This window comes from Kosakonia sp. H7A, from assembly GCF_003028445.1.
Lineage (GTDB): Bacteria > Pseudomonadota > Gammaproteobacteria > Enterobacterales > Enterobacteriaceae > Kosakonia > Kosakonia radicincitans.
The window spans coordinates 1,568,207-1,586,147 of record NZ_PYTZ01000001.1; the positions used below are offsets into that span (position 1 = coordinate 1,568,207).

Below are 17,941 nucleotides of genomic sequence, written 5' to 3' on the forward strand. Positions count from 1 at the left end.
TCAGGGGCGCAATTTAAACGCTTATAACGTTTAAAGGCAAGATGGGATCGCAAAACCAGATGGATATGCTGGATCAAGATAAACATCCAGTCCAATACTCTATTTATAAGAAAAACACATGGCTGATCATGCGAACAAAAAAGCATCATGCGTACAAAATAGGTTTTATCGCGGGGAATCAGCAGGAAATGCGGCCTGTTTTTACAGGCCGCTGGAAAGATAAGCTGACAGGAGCGTCAGGCAGCAGGAGTTTTGGCAACCAGACGTTCCGGCAGAATAAAGCTAAAACGCGTCCCTTTGCCGGGCGTACTCGCAATATCAAGGCGGCTTTCGTGATGGTTGAGAGCATGTTTAACAATCGCCAGCCCAAGCCCGCTCCCGCCGGTTTGCCGGGAACGGGCCTTATCGACGCGGTAAAAACGCTCGGTCAGACGCGGAATATGTTCGGCGGCAATGCCCGGACCATTATCCTCAACGCTGAATTCCGCCCCTTGCGGCACATGCTGCCAGCGCACAATAATGTGCGTTCCGGCGGGCGTATGATTCACCGCGTTATACACCAGGTTGGAGATGGCGCTGCGCAATTGCTCCTCATTACCGAGCACTTTTAAGGCGTTATCGACCTCAAACTCCAGGTTGTGCTTTTTTTGGCTGAGCGTCTGCGCTTCCCGTTCAACCAGGCGCAGCATCATCGGCACATCGATGGTTTCATTTGGCGGCAGCGTCGGCGCCGCTTCAATCTTCGACAGCGTCAGCAGCTGGCGCACCAGCCCTTCCATCCGCGATGTTTGCTCACGCATGGTATGCAGCGCTTTTTCGCGCGGCGCGCCTTCCAGCGCCTGCTCCTGCATCATCTCCAGGTAACCTTGCAGCACCGTCAACGGCGTGCGCAATTCATGGCTGACGTTAGCGAAAAAGTTACGCCGCGCGCCTTCCAGTTGGTGCATCTGCGTAACATCGCGCGCCACCAGCAGCAGTTGCTGTTCGCTGTAAGGCATCACGCGGATCTCCAGATGGCGCCCGCTGTTCAGCACCAGATTCAGTGGCCGGGTAAATTCTTGTTTTTTAAGATACTGCGTGAATTCAGGGTAGCGCAGCAGGTTCAGGATGTTCTGCCCGTTATCATCCGGCCAGCGCAGCCCCAGCAGCTGTTGTGCCAGGCCGTTACACCAGAAAATAGACCCTTCTTCGGTGGTGAGGATCACCGCATCCGGCAGAGATTCCGCACCGCTGCGAAAGCGTTTGATGAGATTACCCAGCTCGCGCCGCCGCTTTTTATTACGCATCTGCATCTGGTGCAGCCCGTATAACAGCGGCTCCCAGCTTCCCGTGCCGGGCGGTGGAGTCATACTTTTATCGACCCACAACCACCAGGAGAGGCGCAGTAAATTCCAGAAATGCCAGATCAGCAGCCCGGTTACCGCGGCAAATAAAAACCAGGGCAGGTAACCGAAAATCGCGCCGAGTATAAAAGCAGGTAGACAACAAAGGAGGAGCTCCAGCACCAGCCTTTTCCATGACAGCCGTTCCAGCACGCGTCACACTCCTGTCAAATTTCAGAAACGGGTCGAAAAACGATATCCCGTGCCGCGCACTGTTTGCACCATACGATCGTGACCGCTGTGTTCCAGCGCTTTGCGCAGGCGACGAATATGGACATCAACCGTTCTGTCTTCGACGTAAACATTGGTTCCCCAGACATGGTTCAGCAGTTGTTCACGACTGTACACGCGTTCCGGGTGGGTCATAAAGAAGTGTAAGAGTTTAAACTCCGTCGGCCCCATATCCAGCGGATTTTCGCCGGTCATCACGCGATGCGAAGAGGGATCGAGGCTAAGTCCCTGCATTTCAATCACTTCTTCCACCGCCATCGGCGAAATACGGCGCATAACCGCTTTAATACGGGCAACCAGCTCTTTCGGTGAGAAGGGCTTGGTAATGTAATCGTCCGCACCGGTTTCCAGGCCGCGTACACGATCTTCCTCTTCGCCACGCGCCGTCAGCATCATCACCGGAATATCGCGGGTCATGGCCTCGCGTTTCAGGTGCTTAATAAACTGAATACCGGAACCGCCAGGCAACATCCAGTCCAGTAAAACCAGGTCTGGCCAGGGTTCGTTAAGTTGGTTCACCGCACTGTCATAATCTTCAGCTTCTACCGGTTGAAAACCATTTTGCTCGAGCACAAAGCACACCATTTCACGGATCGGTGCTTCATCTTCAACGACCAGAATTCGTCTCGCCATAATTCGCCCTGTTTTCTCGTATAAGTCGTCAGTTTGTATAGCGGCGCCATTATGCGTCAGTTTTATGACAGATTTATGAATAACATGACCACCAGATGACCCTGCCCGCAGCATTATGACAGCGCGAATATTCACGCAGTTAATGTCTCTAACACCCTGAATGTTATAATCGCGTTTATCCATTTTCGCCACGGAATCGCTATGCGCATTATTCACACTTCAGACTGGCATTTGGGTCAGAACTTTTACAGCAAAAGCCGCGCTGCAGAACATGACGCCTTTCTCGACTGGCTGCTGAATGCCGCAGAGCTGCACCAGGTGGACGCCATTATTGTTGCAGGTGATATCTTTGATACCGGTTCTCCGCCCAGTTATGCCCGCGAGTTATATAACCGCTTTGTGGTGAAACTCCAGCAAACCGGCTGCCAGTTAGTGGTGCTGGCGGGCAACCATGATTCCGTGGCAACGCTGAACGAATCAAAAGAGATCCTCGCTTACCTGAAAACCACCGTGGTCGCCAGTGCCGGCGCCGCACCATTCTGGCTCAATCGCCGTGATGGCACGCCCGGCGCCGTTTTCTGTCCGGTACCGTTTTTACGCCCGCGTGACATGGTCATCAGCCAGGCCGGATTATCAGGGCAGGAAAAACAGCAACATCTGCTGGCGGCCATTACCGATTACTACCAGAAGCAGTATGACGCCGCCTGCATTCTGCGCGGCGAGCAGGCGCTGCCGATTATCGCCAGCGGCCATTTGACCACCGTAGGTGCCAGCAAAAGTGACGCCGTACGTGACATCTATATCGGCACCCTGGATGCCTTCCCGGCGGAGAATTTCCCGCCAGCCGACTATATTGCGCTTGGACATATTCACCGCGCGCAGAAAATTGGCGGCCTGCAGCATATTCGCTACTGCGGTTCACCGATCCCACTGAGTTTTGATGAAACCGGAAAGCGTAAAAGCGTCAATCTGGTCACGTTCAGCGATGGCAAGCTGGCGGAAGTTACCGCGCTCGACATTCCGGCCACGCAGCCGCTGGCCGTAATCAAGGGTGATTTCGCCGAGATTTGCCGCCAGCTTGAGCAGTGGCGCGATGCGTCCACCGACACGCCAGTCTGGCTGGATATTGAAATTGAAAGCCGCGAATATCTGGCTGATATGCAACGTAAAATCCAGCAAGTTACCGAAGATTTGCCCGTCGAAGTGTTGCTGGTGCGCCGCAGCCGCGAACAGCGGGAGCGGATCCTCGCCGGAGAGCTGCGGGAAACGCTCAGTGAATTGAAAGTTGAAGAGGTCTTCGCCCGCCGCCTGGCGCAGGAAGAGATCGACGAGATGCAAACGGCGCGCCTGCAAGCCTTGTTCAGTGAAGCGCGCCAGGCGCTGGATGCGGAGAAAGAGGCATGAAGATCCTCAGTTTGCGGTTAAAAAACCTCAACTCGCTGAAAGGCGAATGGAAAATCGACTTTACCGAAGAGCCGTTCGCCAGCAACGGTTTGTTCGCCATTACCGGCGCGACGGGCGCAGGGAAAACCACCCTGCTCGATGCTATTTGTCTGGCGCTGTACCACGAAACACCGCGCCTTAGCACCCTGTCACAATCGCAAAACGATCTGATGACCCGCGATACTGCCGAGTGCCTGGCGGAAGTGGAATTTGAAGTAAAAGGCATTGCTTACCGCGCTTTCTGGAGCCAGAGCCGCGCGCGCGGTCAGGCAGATGGCAATCTGCAAGCACCGCGCGTCGAGCTGGCGACCTGCGCCGACGGCAAAATCCTCGCCGATAAAGTCAAAGATAAACTCGATCTCACCGCCTCATTAACCGGGCTGGACTACGGCCGCTTTACCCGCTCAATGCTGCTGTCGCAGGGGCAATTTGCCGCGTTTCTCAATGCCAAACCGCGCGAGCGCGCCGAGCTGCTGGAAGAGCTGACGGGCACGGAAATCTATGGCCAGATTTCGGCCATGGTGTTTGAGAAACATAAAGCGGCCAAAACCCGGCTGGAACAGCTACAGGCGCAGGCGGAAGGCGTGGTGCTGCTCAACGATGAACAGCGCCAGCAACTGAGTACAGGTTTGCAGGCGCTTACTGACGAAGAAAAAACGCTGCTGGCCGGGCAACAAACCACGCAGGCACAGGCGCAATGGCTAAACCGAGAAGCCGAACTTCGTGCCGCGCTCGGACGGGCGCAAGCCGCGCAGGTGCAGGCGCAGCAGGCGCTGGCTGCCGCGCAGCCGCAACTGGCGCGGCTTGCCCTGGCGCAACCGGCTTTGCAGTTACGTCCGCTGTGGGAACGTCTTGAAGAGCAACATAAAGCGCTGGCCCGTACCCGCAGCCAGAGTGAAGAAGTAAATACTCGCTTACATGCCAGCCTGTTGCAGCGCGCGCGTATCCGCGCAACCGCCGTCGAGAAGCATGCCGTTCTGCTGGGCAGTCAAAAAACGGTTGCCAGCTGGCTGGCCGAACATGCCCGCTTCCAGCGTTGGCACAGCGAACTGACCGGCTGGCGCGTGCTGTTTAACCAGTTGGAAGAGGAGAAAAAGCAGTGGCAAAGCCTGCAACAGCGCGTGCTGACCCATCAGCAGAAACTGCAAACGCTGCCGGAAGCCACGCTGGAACTGACGGCGGAAGAGACGGCTGCGGCGATGGCGCAGTGCGCACAGCATCGCCCGCTACGCCAACAGCTTGCCGCCCTGCACGCCCGCTTCGCTCCGCTGCGCAAGCAACTGAGCCTGCGTCAGCAAAGCCTGCGGGATCTGCAAGCCGAGCAGGAAAAGCTCAACGCCGAGCGGGAACAAAAACGCGCGTTGTATAAAGAAAAAAACCAGTTGCTGACGGAAGTCACCACCATCTGCGAGCTGGAAAACACCATCAAAAGTCTGGAGAGCGAGCGCGCGCGCCTGCAGGCGGGTCAGCCCTGTCCGCTGTGTGGCGCCACGGAACATCCGGCGGTTGCGCACTACCAGACGATCGAGCCAGGCGTGAACCAGTCTCGCCGTCAGTTGCTGTTTGACGAAGTGCAGAAGGTAAAAGAAGAAGGCGTGGCGCTGGGCGAGCGGCTGAAAGGCATAGCTGAACGTTATGAAAAAGACGAGCGCGAAGTCCGCTCGCTTCAACAGGATGAACAAACGGGATTGCAGGAGTGGGTTACGCTGTGCGAGCAGTTGAATGTCTCGCTGGATCCGCACCGTGAATTGACCAGTTGGCAAAGCGCGCAGGATGCGTATGAACACCAGCTCTATCTGCACAACCAGCGCCAGACATTACTTTTTCAAATCAACGAACTGCAACAGCAGAGCGAACAATACCAGCAGGCAGTCACCACCCGTCGCGACACGCTGGCTGCGGCGCTGCAACAACTGGATCTGACTCTGCCACCGGAAGGCGAAGAAGCCGCATGGCTGGCGGCGCGCGCGCAGGAAGCGGAGCAATGGCAACAGCAGCAGCAACAGCAGATCGCGCTGCAAGAGCAAATCACCCAGCTTACGCCCATCCTCGATACGCTGCCCACCGACGAAACGCCCGCCGAAGCGCAAAACGTGGCGCTGGAAGGCTGGCGCCAGGTGCATGACGACTGCGTGTCGCTGCGAAGCCAATGGCAAACCCTGCATCAGCAACTGGCGCAGGAGAGCGAAACGGCTGAAGCGCTGGAGAAACAGTTCCTTGCGGCGCTGGAAAACAGCGTCTTTGCCGATAAACACGCGTTTCTCAGCGCACTGCTTTCCGATGACGAACACCAGCGGCTGGAGCAGTTGCGTCAGAAGCTCGACGCCGATTGCCAGCAGAAACAGGCGCTGGCAGCCAGCGCCGAACAAGCCGTTGCCGCCCATCGGGCGCAGCCGCCTGCCGGGCTGGAGGAAAATGCCACAGCCGACAGCATCGCGCAGGCGCTGGAACAGGTTTCGCGTCAACTGCGTGAAAACACCACCCGCCAGGGGGAACTTCGCCAGCAGTTAAAACAGGATGCCGATAACCGTACGCGCCAGCAGGCAGTGTTGCAGGAGATCGGGCGGGCCAGCGCGCTGTATGACGACTGGGGTCATCTCAATGCGCTTATCGGCTCGAAAGAGGGAGATAAATTCCGCAAATTCGCGCAGGGTCTGACGCTGGATAATCTTGTCTGGCTGGCGAACAACCAGCTCACGCGTCTGCATGGTCGTTACCTGCTGAAACGCAAAGCCAGCGAGGCGCTGGAACTGGAAGTGGTGGATACCTGGCAGGCGGATGCGGTGCGCGATACGCGTACGCTCTCCGGCGGTGAAAGCTTCCTTGTCAGCCTTGCGCTGGCGCTGGCGCTGTCGGATTTGGTCAGCCATAAAACCCGCATCGATTCGCTGTTCCTTGATGAAGGCTTTGGCACACTGGATAGCGAAACGCTGGATACCGCGCTCGACGCCCTCGATGCGCTGAATGCCAGTGGCAAAACCATCGGCGTGATCAGCCACGTAGAAGCGATGAAAGAGCGGATCCCGGTGCAGATCAAGGTGAAGAAAATCAACGGGCTGGGTTACAGCAAGCTCGACGGAAAATATGCGGTTTCGTAGATATTACGCCGTTGCGCAGGCCAGATAGCGCTGACGCTTATCCGGCCTGCGAAGCCACTATTCCGTCTGCGGTTTTACTCGCCCTGCGGCCACAGCCAGGCCGCGCCGCGCACGCCGCTGGAATCGCCGTGCAGCGCTTTACGGATCGGCGTTTCGCATTCGCCGCCAAACACCCAGTTGCGCACCAGTACAGGAACGGTCTGGTACAGCCTGTCGACATTGCTCATGCCGCCGCCGAGGACAATCACATCCGGATCGAGAATATTGACTACGTGCGCCAGCGACTTCGCCAGCCGCAACTCGTAGCGGCTGAGCGCCAGTTCAGCCACCGCATCCTGCTCGCCGACCAGACGCATAATCTCATTACCTTTTAGCGCATTACCGCTTAAGCGCTGGTAATCCGTGGCAAAGCCGGTGCCGGAGATAAAGGTTTCGATACAGCCTTGCTTGCCGCAGTAACAGGGCACTTCGGCGCGATATCGCAGCTCGTCATCATCCATCCACGGCAGCGGATTATGCCCCCACTCGCCCGCCGTGCCGTTGCCACCGGTGTGCACATGCCCGTTGATCGCCACGCCGGAACCGCAACCGGTGCCAATGATCACCGCGAACACCGTTTGCGCCCCGGCCGCTGCGCCATCCACCGCTTCGGACACAGCCAGGCAGTTGGCATCGTTCGCCAGCCGCACTTCCCGCTGCAGTCGCTGGCTTAAATCTTTGTCGAACGGTTTACCGTTCAGCCAGGTGGAGTTGGCGTTTTTCACCACCCCGGTATAGGGCGAAATGGAACCGGGGATCCCCATGCCGACGGTTCCCCGCTGGCCGGTCTCTTTTTCCGCCAGATCCACCAGCGTCGCAATCAACTCTATGGTTTGCAGATAGTCGCGCGGCGTGGCCTGCCGATGGCGGAAAAGCTCTTCGCCGCCATCGCCCAGCGCAATAATCTCTGTTTTTGTACCACCTAAATCGATACCGATACGCACATCAAACTCCTCATGGTGGACCACGCATTAGCAATGCAAGGCGGACAACAATTCGCTATCATGCCCGCTGCATTTAACGACAAGGCCGTGGAAAAAAATCATGCTGTGGTTCAAAAATTTAATGGTATACCGTCTCAGCCGCGATGTGGCGCTGCGAGCGGAAGAGATGGAAAAACAGCTTGCCCCACTATCGTTTACTCCATGCGGTAGTCAGGATATGGCGAAAACCGGATGGGTTCCACCGATGGGTTCACACAGCGACGCGCTGACCCATACCGCCAATGGTCAGATTATTATCTGCGCCCGTAAAGAAGAAAAAATTCTGCCGACGCCGGTGGTTAAACAGGCGCTGGAAGCGAAAATCTCCCGTCTTGAAGCCGAACAGGGCCGCAAGCTGAAGAAAACGGAAAAAGATTCGCTGAAGGATGAAGTACTGCATTCGCTGCTGCCGCGCGCGTTTAGTCGTTTCAGCCAGACCATGATGTGGATCGACACCGTTAACGGTTTAATTATGGTTGACTGCGCCAGCGCCAAAAAAGCGGAAGATACGCTGGCGCTGCTGCGTAAAAGCCTCGGTTCGCTGCCGGTTGTGCCACTGGCGCTGGAAAACCCGATTGAACTGACGCTGACCGAGTGGGTACGTTCCGGCAACGTGGCGCAGGGCTTCCAACTGCTGGATGAAGCAGAACTGAAAGCGATGCTGGAAGATGGCGGCGTGATCCGCGCGAAAAAGCAGGATCTGGTGAGCGATGAAATCGCGGTACATATTGAAGCCGGGAAAGTGGTAACCAAACTGGCGCTCGACTGGCAGCAGCGCATCCAGTTCATGATTTGCGACGACGGTTCAGTAAAACGCCTGAAGTTTTGCGACGAGATCCGCGATCAGAACGAAGATATCGACCGTGAAGATTACGCCCAGCGCTTTGATGCCGATTTTATTCTGATGACCGGCGAGCTGGCAGCGTTGATTCAAAATCTGGTGGAAGGTTTGGGCGGCGAAGCTCAGCGCTGAGTGTTCAGCAAAAGAGAAACGCCCGGGTTTTCCGGGCGTTTTGCATTACAGGTAGCGGCAGAGATAGGAGCTCGGCTCGGCGACCTGCAAATGGAATTCACTCTGGCCAGGCACATTGAATACTTCACCCGCCGTGTAAGTTTTCCACTCGGTTTCCCCTGGCAGCAAAACATTCAGCGCCCCGCTGACCACCGTCATCTCTTCCGGCTGCGCGGTACCAAATGTGTATTCCCCTTCCGCCATTACACCCACGCTGGCACGGCCAGTGCTGCTGCTGGTAAAACCAATGGATTTCACTTTACCGGAAAAGTATTCGTTACTTTGAAGCATGACTGGCCCTTATAAAGAAAATGTATGAAAAGCCACTATAGGGGCCGGGATTCACTTCTGTCACGCAAAATTGCACAGCGCTGCGACTAGACAAGCAGTTCAGATGCGAGGCGCGCCACCAGTACGTTAGACAATAATACCGGGACATCCAGCGCCTTCTGGAGCAAATCACGGTGCTGCTGATGGAAGCCAAGACAATCCAGCATCAACACATCCGCACCGCGCTCCAGCAACGCTCGCCCGGCATCAATAAATTCTCTTTCTGTCGCGAGGAAAGGATGCGCCAGTTCGTAATAAGGCTCTTTTTCCAGAACCGTCCACTTTTTCTTCTGCTGCGCCATCAGTTCCGGTACCGGAACAATTACCCCCACCTGATGCCCGTCGACAATTGACGCCACCAGCGGCGGAATAATGCGCTGCGGTTCGACTAAAATCGCATTGCGCGTTACAAATCCCCGGATATCGGCGGTGCTCATTAGCAGAATGACATCGTAGCCCTGGTTATCCAGCACTTCGATAACGCTCTGCAAATCACGCTCCACCCTGGCACGGGAGACCATGCCGAGGCTGTCATCGCGCAACTGCGTCGGAATCGCGAACTCGCCAGCTTCTGCGCCGTACTCCTCACGCACCTCTTGTGGGTCCATCTTCCCCAGCAGGCTGATATGCGTGATCTGCTGCTCTGAAATATGCTCCGTCAGGAGCGGTAAAATTGCTTGCACCGGCACTACACCAATGGTCAGGATCGCCAAAGTTGCACTCATTTCTACTTCCCGCCTTTCAATACTACTCGTTCTTATTTGCTCTCTTTACACGGCAGTACAGCTTATGCCGTGTAAAGAGAACATCACACTCCCGCGTTCAAATAAATTCCAGCAACCATGCAATAGTAACCGTTGAGCGAGGTTAAGCCAGTCAAAAAATGTGATGTAAGTCCGTTTCTGTAATGTTCAGGCGTTCAGTCAGAATAATCGTCGCCCGACTTAGCTTTTGTCAGGATCTTCATAACGCCTTTTGGCGTCGAGCGCTTCCTGCTCGGTGGGATGTTCGCTGATCAAGGAATCCGGTTTCGGATGATCGGCGCGTAGTTGATACCAGGTAACGGTCTGGTTTCCCGTGCCTTTTTCAATCGCAACAATGCGGGCTTCACGCGGATAAGGCGGTTTTGTCGGCATAGCTCTTCCTCATTTTCCGGTCGAGCTATAAGTATAGACAATCGTTTCGCTAACTGGCGCGCGCCAGCTGTAATGCCGCCTCAATATCAGACACCACCTGGTTGGGCGACTGCGCCGCATTCACCACGTGGTGCGCCGCTTCGCGATAGAGTGCATCGCGCAGCGCCAGCACTTCGCTAACCTCTTCGCTAATCGGCTTGCCGGTCAGCGTCGGTCGCTGTCCCTCTTCCGGAAAGGCTTCCAGCCTGTCCGCCAGCACCGCAACAGGCGCGCAAAGGTAAACGACGATGCCTTTTTCGCGCATAAAGTGCCGATTATATTCACTTAAAATAATACCGCCGCCAGTGGCAATCACCCGCGCGGGCGCGGTGACGGCTTTCAGCGCGTCGGTTTCCCGGGCGCGGAACGCCTCCCACCCGTCACGGGCAACAATATCCGCGATGGTCTGTTGAGACGTTTCCTGTAACCAGAAATCGGTATCGATAAATTGACATCCCTGCGCCAGCGCCAGCGCCTGGCCCACAGTGGTTTTACCGCAACCGCGTGCGCCGACTAAAAAAATGGGTAGCGTCATGAGCAGGTGTTCCCTCCAGGTCCCACGCGAGGAGGGACGGAAAATAAGACAGCGATGATATCATCAAGCTAGTACAATACTAATCGTAAAAATAACGTTACACATTAATGTCGCTCAGGGCGCGGACTACAAATAAAACCTGATTTGACCCAGGTTCGACCTGTAAAGATTCCGTGGCGACAGTGTAGCGGCAACCTTACTGAATCTACTTAAGACTGGCAAGCCCGCGAAACGGCAAACAGTAGCATATCCTGCCTGCCGGTGCCGAATTTACTCCGGCTGACGGCGTTTAACCTCCAGCAGCCATTTATCAAGCTGGGCGGCAAACTGCTGCCGATCCCGCTGCGACAGGCTATCCGGGCCACCGGTCTGAATCCCGCTGGCGCGCAGCGTATCCATAAAGTCGCGCATCGTCAGTTTTTCGCGGATTGTCGCTTCAGTATAGCGTTCGCCACGCGGGTTCAACGCTGCCGCACCTTTGGCCAGCACTTCCGCCGCCAGCGGAATATCAGCGGTAATCACCAGATCACCAGCCTCGCACAGCCGCACAATTTCGTTATCGGCCACGTCAAACCCCGCCGGAACGCGCAGCGAGCGGATGATACGCGACGGCGGCACGCGGATATTCTGGTTCGCCACCAGCGTCAGCGGCGTCTGCGTGCGCTCGGCGGCGCGGAATAAAATTTCTTTAATCACATTCGGACAAGCGTCCGCATCAACCCAAATCGCCATTCTCGCTCCTCAGTTGGTGGCGCATTGTCGCTTTAATTTTCCCCAGGGGAAAGCAGAGATCTTTTAGCTTTAGCCCTGATTGCCATTCCACGTTAAGCTATACGCCACACACAATGACAAGCAAAAGAGACAAACGTGATGGAGAAGAAAATCGGTTTTATCGGCTGCGGCAATATGGGCAAGGCGATTCTCGGCGGGCTGATTGCCAGTGGGCAGGTGCTGCCAGGACAGATTTGGGTCTATACCCCGTCGCCAGATAAAGTGGCCGCTCTGCACGATCAGTTTGGTATTAACGCCGCGCAAAGTGCACAGGAAGTGGCGCAGATTGCCGATATCGTCTTCGGCGCGGTGAAACCGAACATCATGGTGAAAGTGTTGGGCGAAATCGCCTCCAGCCTGAATAAAGAGACGCTGGTGGTGTCGATTGCTGCAGGCGTGACGCTCGATCAGCTGGCGCGCGCGCTTGGTCACGATCGCAAAATTGTACGTGCGATGCCCAATACCCCGTCGCTGGTCAATGCGGGCATGACCTCTATTACCCCTAACGCGCTGGTCACGCCGGAAGATACGGCAGACGTGCTGAATATTTTCCGCTGCTTTGGCGAAGCGGAAGTGATTGCCGAAGCGATGATCCATCCGGTTGTCGGCGTGAGCGGTTCTGCGCCCGCCTATGTCTTTATGTTTATCGAAGCAATGGCCGATGCCGCCGTGCTGGGCGGTATGCCGCGTGCGCAGGCCTATAAATTTGCCGCGCAGGCGGTGATGGGTTCCGCGAAGATGGTGCTGGAAACCGGAAAGCACCCCGGCGAGTTAAAAGATATGGTCTGCTCGCCTGGCGGTACCACCATTGAAGCGGTCAAAGTGCTGGAAGAGCGCGGTTTCCGCGCTGCGGTGATTGAGGCGATGGAAGCCTGCATGAACAAGTCAGAAAAACTGAGCAAATAACCGCTGCCCTCTCCCTGGCAGGAGAGGGCGCAGTCTTGTCAGGCCAGCAGTTCGCTGGCCGTTTTCATGCTGAGGGGCTTTTGCATCTTCAACAGCAATCCCGCAGTGGCGCTGTTCTCACCGCAGCTCAGCACCGCTTTCAGCATGCCCTCTTCGCCGTACAACACGGCAAAACGTTTGTCGTCAAACGAGCCGAGCATTTTCATGCTATCCCACTCGCGGGTGTAACCCAGGTATTCGAAGCGGTTACCGTATTGCATGGTCCAGAAAAACGGTACCCGATCAAACGGACGGTGTTCACCAAGCATATTGAGGGCGGCCACCCTTCCCTGCTGTTGCGCCACGCGCCAGTGCTCAATACGTCGACGCCCTTCCGGCGCCGGGTAGCTGGCAATATCGCCGACGGCCCAGACATCCGGCGCTGCGCTGAGGGTTTCATCCACGGTCAGGCTGCCGTCCTGTTCATGATGCAGATCGTGCGCCAGCCCGGTAGCAGGCTGTACGCCCGTGGCGAAAACCACCACATGCGCGGGCAACGTGCGGCCATTTTTCAGCGTCACGCCTTGTACGTGGCCGTTGCCTTCCAGCGCCACCGGCTCGCCGGTGACAAATTTCACGCCGTTTTGTTGATGCAGATTTAAAAAGCGCTGGCCGATCTCTTCGCCAAATTGCGGCACAAACGGCAGAGCATGACGCGACACTACCGTGACATCGATATCCTGATTGCGCAGCGCGGCTGCCAGCTCCATCGCAATAAAGCTGTTGCCGATCACCACCAGTTGCTGCTCCTGTTCGACTTCATTGAGCAGTATCTGCGCCTGGTGGATATCGCGCAGCACATGAACACCCGCCAGATGGTTGCCGGGGATCTCCGGCCATACTGGCTGCCCGCCGGTGGCCAGCAGCAATTTGTCGAAAGCAACGTGACGGCCATTCGCCAGCGTCAGTTGATGCCCTTCGCAATCAAGGTCGGTCACCTCTTCGCGCAGGCTTTCCACGCCGGGCTGGTTGTAAAAGGCATCGTCGAGAATATGCGGGACTTCGCTGATCTTCATCTTCCCGGCGGGGACAAATTTACTGAGCGCCGTGCGGTCATAAGGCGCGCTGTCCTCTTTATCAATCAGGATCAGATGACCATTAAAGCCGGCATCACGCAGGGTGATTGCCGCCGCGCTGCCTGCCGCGCCGGTACCAAGGATCACCGCCGTTTGCGGACGATCACCACGGATCAGCGTATGGCTGGCAGGCGAGAGCGCGCGCGGGCTGACCAGAACACGGTTCCCTTCAAGGGTGACCGGATATTGTTTGAGGCTTTTCAGCGCCAGCGGCTCGCGCCACTCACCATTGGTGATATCAAAGTTGGCTTTATGCCAGGGGCAAACCAGTTTGCCATCGCACACCGCGCCCTGCTCCAGCGGCGCGCCAGCATGCGGACATTTACTTTGAAAGGCGCGTACCTGCGCAAGTGTACGGATAAGGATCATTGACGTCCCGGCGACATCAACTTTCACCGGCTGGTTTTCCGGCAGGGAATTCAAATCAGTAACGTATTGATAATTCATATTTTTTCTCCCGGATCAGTGTTGCAAAAACGGGCGTAACGCCGGACAGCGCACAACCGCCAAGAGAGATCAAAGCGAAACATTGCTCACCGTTTAAGCCTGGCAGAGATTGAGGAACGGGCAATAAGAACGCGGGAGGAAGGGTAAAAGGGTGAGCGAAGTGGAACGCCCACCCGGCTAAATTACTGCGTTTTTTTCAGGCAGCCGCTCATGAATTTGCTGCGATCTTCGCCTTTCAGCGATTGCTGCGTCGCCTGCACATTACATTCGCGCATCCGCTGCTGTTGCGGCGTCAGGCTTTTTTGCCCCGGCTCCGTTTTGGTGTTTTTCAGGCAGTTGCTCATAAACGTCTTACGGGCATCACCTGTCAGGGTTTGGGTCTTGGCTTGTTGATTACAAAGCGTCATACGTTGTTGTTGCGGGGTCAGTGTTTTTTCCGCCGCGCTGAGCGCGCCGACAAACAACAGACCAAAGATGAGGGTAACCAGAACTGTTATTTTCATCGCTCCATCCTTCTGTCAAAGTGACCCTTTAAGGATGGTCTTAATTACTGAAAAAACCACCCGGCAGCAAAGATTTACCGCCGGGCAGCCGTTACTTCAGGTTCAGTGCCGATTTCATGGTGTAGAACAGATCGGTCTGATCGGTTAACCCCACGACATTACCAGCATGCGGGCCATAAGCCGCAATGCGGACTTGCGTACCGGTGTGCTCCATCGACTCCTCTTCCGAGTTGCCGTAGGTTATCGCCATCACTGCGCCATCTTTGGTATTCAGCGCCTGGCTCAGCCCCGGCGCTTTGGTATCCGCCGGGATAATCTGGCTGGCGTGCGCATGATCGGCAGTCACAATCACCAGCGTATTGCCGTCTTTTTTCGCAAATTCCAGCGCCTTCTGTACCGCTTCATCCAGATCGACAGTTTCACCAATCTGACCGCACGGATTCGCCGCGTGATCCTGTTTATCGATAGACGCGCCTTCCACCTGCAGGAAGAAGCCCTTCTCGTTTTTGCTCAGCAGATCAATGGCCTTTTCGGTCATTGCCGCCAGCGTCGGTACGCTGTCGGTACGTTTGGCATTCGGCGTACAGGTCACGGCGGGTTTGTCGAGATTGCCGTGCAGCGACGCTTTCGGCCCTTCCCAGCGAACCGGCATATTGCCATCGGCGAAGAGGCCGAGCAGCGGTTTATCCTGGTTCGCTTCGCTAATGGCCGCCAGCGCAGAGGCATCGCTCACCATCTGGTAACCACGGGCCTGAGCCTGCTCGCGCAGCGTTTTCCCTTGCCATTTGCCCGCCGTCGCGGTTTCGCTGAAGGTTTTCGCGCCGCCGCCCAGCGTCACATCCACGCGGGTATTCAGCAATTGCTCGGTGATCGAGCCTTTACCGCCCTTTTCCAGCGCGTTGAGGGCGCATTTTTCGCTGGTCACCGTCGGGCCGTAGCAGCGACGGGAGATCACATGCGAAACCAGCGCCGCCGGGGTGGCATCCTGCAATTCAGCGGTAGAGACGTTGCCGGTCGCCAGCCCCGCCGCTTTCGCCATCTCGAGGATGGTCATATGATCTTTTTCATGAATATCGACGCCGAGCGCGCCGTTGTAGGTTTTGACGCCGGTGCTCCAGGCAGTGGCCGAGGCGGCTGAATCCGTCACGTAGTCCGGTTTACCGGTTTTTTTGTCCAGCGCGTAGTGCGTGTACTGGCCGGTTAACGGTAATGCGTCGATCCCTTTGAAATACCCACCAGCGCCTTCGGCATAATTTCGTGCGGCGGTTATTTCTGAATCGCCCATGCCATCACCAATTAACAAAATAATATTTTTGGCGGGCTTATCGATGAGCGAATCACGTAGTGCAGCGGTTTGATCGGCAGTCAGACGACGCGCGCCGCCAGGCGTGGAAATATCGCCCTGAGCAGCACGATGTTCGAGAACGGAGGTATCCGTTGTTTCTGCATAAATAACAGAGGTAAAAAACACGGGTAATAATGCGAGGTATAATGCGCTCTGTTTCACTTTAATATTCTCCATGTACAAATACTTAAAGAAAATAAAACAGAGCGACTATAGGCAGCGCGTATGACAGCCAGATGACAGCGGCGGAGGGCCAGAAATTTAGCTACGCGGATGCCTTAAAAGCTTCTTTAGGTACTGTTGCAGCAACTCCGTGTCCTGATCGGTAACGTGCGTTCCCGGTCTGACTTCGTCCAGCGCGCCTTCAATACTTTGAATCAGCGCCTGTTGCTCAGAGGCGGCCATTTGACGCAACAGCGCAGTCACCACAATCTCCAGTGCTTCTACCTGGGCGACCAGCTCTTTCGACTCCTCTTCTTTTTCTGCAAGCTTAACCAACAACTCAGCAATGAGATTCTTCATAGCGCGATTTCCTTATGTGAGGTGGAAAGACGTTAGCACTCCATTCTGATGTTGCAAAGAAAATACATCTCTTATTTTTGTGCATTTTTTCACACTCCTTAAACACACAAAAATAAAAGGGGTAACGAAACGTTTCTCTGGATATTTAAGCCAAACCAATTAATTTGTTAGTGGAGCTAAAAAAGAAAACGAAACGGCTGAAGCGTTATTTTATATAAGTAATAATTATAGTAAGGCCGAAAAACAATTTTCGGCCCGTTTGCAGAATTAGCGTTTCACCCGGCGAAATGCCAGCGCCAATTGCCAGAAATTAATCAGTACCACCACGGCGGTAGCGATAAATACCCAACGGAAACCCGCCATTGCCGATACCGATGCGCCCATTAACGGCCCGGCGACATTTCCCAGATACATAAACGACTGGTTATAACCAAAGATACGTCCGGTCACCTGATCGCTGGAGTATTTCAGCAACAGCGTCTGCACCGCCGGCAGCATGGCGCCATCGGCAAAGCCGAGCATAAAGCGCAGAATACCAAGCTGTAGCGGCGAGGTGACAAACGACATAGCGAAGAACAGCACCACCGCGCAAGCCAGCGTGCCCATCAAAATACGTGAAGTGCCTATCCGGTCGCCCAGTTTGCCAAGGCGCGGTGCAGAAAGCAGCGCTGAAACACCGGGTACAGCGGCGATCAATCCGCTGAGAAAAGCAATATTGGTGGTATGCGGCGACAGCGACTGAATAAACAGGGCGAGGATCGGGCCGATAGAACCGTTACACAACTGAATCACCATAGTGGTGATAAACAGACTGATAACCAGCGCCGGATAAGGCAAGGTGGAGAACACCGCTTTACCGCTCAGCCGCTCACCCTTTTTCACCGTCGGGCGCACGCCCTCTTTAATCAGAAACAGCGTGACCAGAAAGCTCACAATTAACAACAGCGCGGTGATGATAAACACGATGCGCAACCCTAAATGGTCAGCCAGAAAACCGCCCATCAGCGGCCCGCCAATCACGCCGCTGATCTGTGCGGTTGAGAGCGTACTCAACGCCCAGCCGCTGCGCTCGCGCGGGACTTGCGATGCCACCAGCGCCATCGCATTCGGAATATAACCGGAAGTCAGCCCCATGATGCCGCGCAGGATCAGCAACTGCCAGACGTTAGTAGCAAATGCCTGCAACAGAATGGCGATCGCCATGCCCAACGAGGCGCGCAACAACATCAGCTTGCGCCCTTTGCGATCCGCAAGGCTCCCCCACATCGGCGACACAATGGCAGAGACGAGAAAGGTCACGCTGAACGTCAGCCCTGACCACATCGACAGCGCTTCGTGCGAGGTCACGCCCAACTGCGCAACGTATAACGGCAAAAATGGCAAAATTTGACTGATAGCGAGGCCGGTGAAAAAACAGCCGAACCACACCGAGATAAGATTGACCTTCCAGGATTCCATAAGTACGGGTATT

At 55.7% G+C, this 17,941-nt stretch carries 17 protein-coding genes; 4 read left to right on the top strand and 13 right to left on the bottom strand.

Annotation, left to right across the window (positions count from 1 at the left end; genetic code table 11):
• Window positions 1-236 precede the first annotated feature (236 nt).
• Complete coding sequence (phoR, locus tag CWM66_RS07295; RefSeq protein ID WP_035887241.1) at window positions 237-1,535, bottom strand: phosphate regulon sensor histidine kinase PhoR; 1,299 nt, start codon at window positions 1,533-1,535, stop codon at window positions 237-239.
• 21 nt (window positions 1,536-1,556) lie between these two features.
• A complete protein-coding gene (gene phoB, locus CWM66_RS07300) occupies window positions 1,557-2,246 on the bottom strand; it encodes a phosphate response regulator transcription factor PhoB (RefSeq protein WP_007373472.1) in 690 nt (229 codons plus the stop codon).
• A 201-nt stretch (window positions 2,247-2,447) separates the two neighbouring features.
• Here phoB and sbcD point away from each other — a divergent pair, with 201 nt between their 5' ends.
• Window positions 2,448-3,650 carry an exonuclease subunit SbcD gene (gene sbcD, locus CWM66_RS07305; protein ID WP_107146417.1) on the top strand — a complete coding sequence of 401 codons (1,203 nt, stop codon included), beginning with the start codon at window positions 2,448-2,450 and terminating at the stop codon, window positions 3,648-3,650.
• A complete protein-coding gene (gene sbcC, locus CWM66_RS07310) occupies window positions 3,647-6,787 on the top strand; it encodes an exonuclease subunit SbcC (protein ID WP_107146418.1) in 3,141 nt (1,046 codons plus the stop codon). The genes sbcD and sbcC overlap by 4 nt, the downstream gene beginning before the upstream one ends.
• Before the next feature lie 74 nt (window positions 6,788-6,861).
• On the opposite strand, the gene mak is transcribed toward sbcC, so the two are convergent.
• Window positions 6,862-7,770 (bottom strand): fructokinase, encoded by a 909-nt coding sequence (gene mak / locus CWM66_RS07315; RefSeq protein ID WP_007373469.1) that lies wholly within the window; start codon window positions 7,768-7,770, stop codon window positions 6,862-6,864.
• 100 nt (window positions 7,771-7,870) lie between these two features.
• Here mak and rdgC point away from each other — a divergent pair, with 100 nt between their 5' ends.
• Window positions 7,871-8,782, top strand: coding sequence for a recombination-associated protein RdgC (gene rdgC / locus CWM66_RS07320; RefSeq protein WP_007373468.1), 912 nt, complete (start codon window positions 7,871-7,873; stop codon window positions 8,780-8,782).
• A 45-nt stretch (window positions 8,783-8,827) separates the two neighbouring features.
• On the opposite strand, the gene ppnP is transcribed toward rdgC, so the two are convergent.
• The 5 genes from ppnP to CWM66_RS07345 all read right to left on the bottom strand — a co-directional run bounded on the left by ppnP (window position 8,828) and on the right by CWM66_RS07345 (window position 11,593).
• Complete coding sequence (gene ppnP / locus CWM66_RS07325) at window positions 8,828-9,112, bottom strand: pyrimidine/purine nucleoside phosphorylase (protein ID WP_007373467.1); 285 nt, start codon at window positions 9,110-9,112, stop codon at window positions 8,828-8,830.
• Between the two features lie 86 nt (window positions 9,113-9,198).
• Window positions 9,199-9,876 carry an AroM family protein gene (locus tag CWM66_RS07330; RefSeq protein ID WP_007373466.1) on the bottom strand — a complete coding sequence of 226 codons (678 nt, stop codon included), beginning with the start codon at window positions 9,874-9,876 and terminating at the stop codon, window positions 9,199-9,201.
• A gap of 219 nt (window positions 9,877-10,095) precedes the next feature.
• The gene (gene yaiA / locus CWM66_RS07335) at window positions 10,096-10,287 is read right to left on the bottom strand and encodes a protein YaiA (protein ID WP_007373465.1); all 192 of its coding nucleotides are present in this window, start codon (window positions 10,285-10,287) and stop codon (window positions 10,096-10,098) included.
• A gap of 49 nt (window positions 10,288-10,336) precedes the next feature.
• Window positions 10,337-10,861 (bottom strand): shikimate kinase AroL, encoded by a 525-nt coding sequence (gene aroL / locus CWM66_RS07340; RefSeq protein WP_107146419.1) that lies wholly within the window; start codon window positions 10,859-10,861, stop codon window positions 10,337-10,339.
• A 270-nt stretch (window positions 10,862-11,131) separates the two neighbouring features.
• Complete coding sequence (locus CWM66_RS07345) at window positions 11,132-11,593, bottom strand: YaiI/YqxD family protein (protein WP_007373463.1); 462 nt, start codon at window positions 11,591-11,593, stop codon at window positions 11,132-11,134.
• Window positions 11,594-11,731: 138 nt separating this feature from the next.
• Here CWM66_RS07345 and proC point away from each other — a divergent pair, with 138 nt between their 5' ends.
• Window positions 11,732-12,538, top strand: coding sequence for a pyrroline-5-carboxylate reductase (proC, locus tag CWM66_RS07350; RefSeq protein ID WP_007373462.1), 807 nt, complete (start codon window positions 11,732-11,734; stop codon window positions 12,536-12,538).
• A gap of 38 nt (window positions 12,539-12,576) precedes the next feature.
• Here proC and CWM66_RS07355 read toward each other — a convergent pair whose 3' ends face one another.
• The 5 genes from CWM66_RS07355 to CWM66_RS07375 form a co-directional block, all read right to left on the bottom strand.
• Complete coding sequence (locus CWM66_RS07355; RefSeq protein WP_007373461.1) at window positions 12,577-14,100, bottom strand: FAD-dependent oxidoreductase; 1,524 nt, start codon at window positions 14,098-14,100, stop codon at window positions 12,577-12,579.
• Between the two features lie 182 nt (window positions 14,101-14,282).
• On the bottom strand, window positions 14,283-14,603 hold the full coding sequence (psiF, locus tag CWM66_RS07360) for a phosphate starvation-inducible protein PsiF (RefSeq protein ID WP_090397473.1): 321 nt from the start codon (window positions 14,601-14,603) through the stop codon (window positions 14,283-14,285).
• Between the two features lie 91 nt (window positions 14,604-14,694).
• Window positions 14,695-16,125, bottom strand: coding sequence for an alkaline phosphatase (gene phoA, locus CWM66_RS07365; protein ID WP_199200028.1), 1,431 nt, complete (start codon window positions 16,123-16,125; stop codon window positions 14,695-14,697).
• 84 nt (window positions 16,126-16,209) lie between these two features.
• Window positions 16,210-16,470, bottom strand: a complete 261-nt coding sequence (iraP, locus tag CWM66_RS07370) for an anti-adapter protein IraP (protein WP_007373458.1) — start codon at window positions 16,468-16,470, stop codon at window positions 16,210-16,212.
• A 267-nt stretch (window positions 16,471-16,737) separates the two neighbouring features.
• Window positions 16,738-17,928 carry a multidrug efflux MFS transporter gene (locus CWM66_RS07375; RefSeq protein WP_007373457.1) on the bottom strand — a complete coding sequence of 397 codons (1,191 nt, stop codon included), beginning with the start codon at window positions 17,926-17,928 and terminating at the stop codon, window positions 16,738-16,740.
• Window positions 17,929-17,941: the final 13 nt, after the last annotated feature.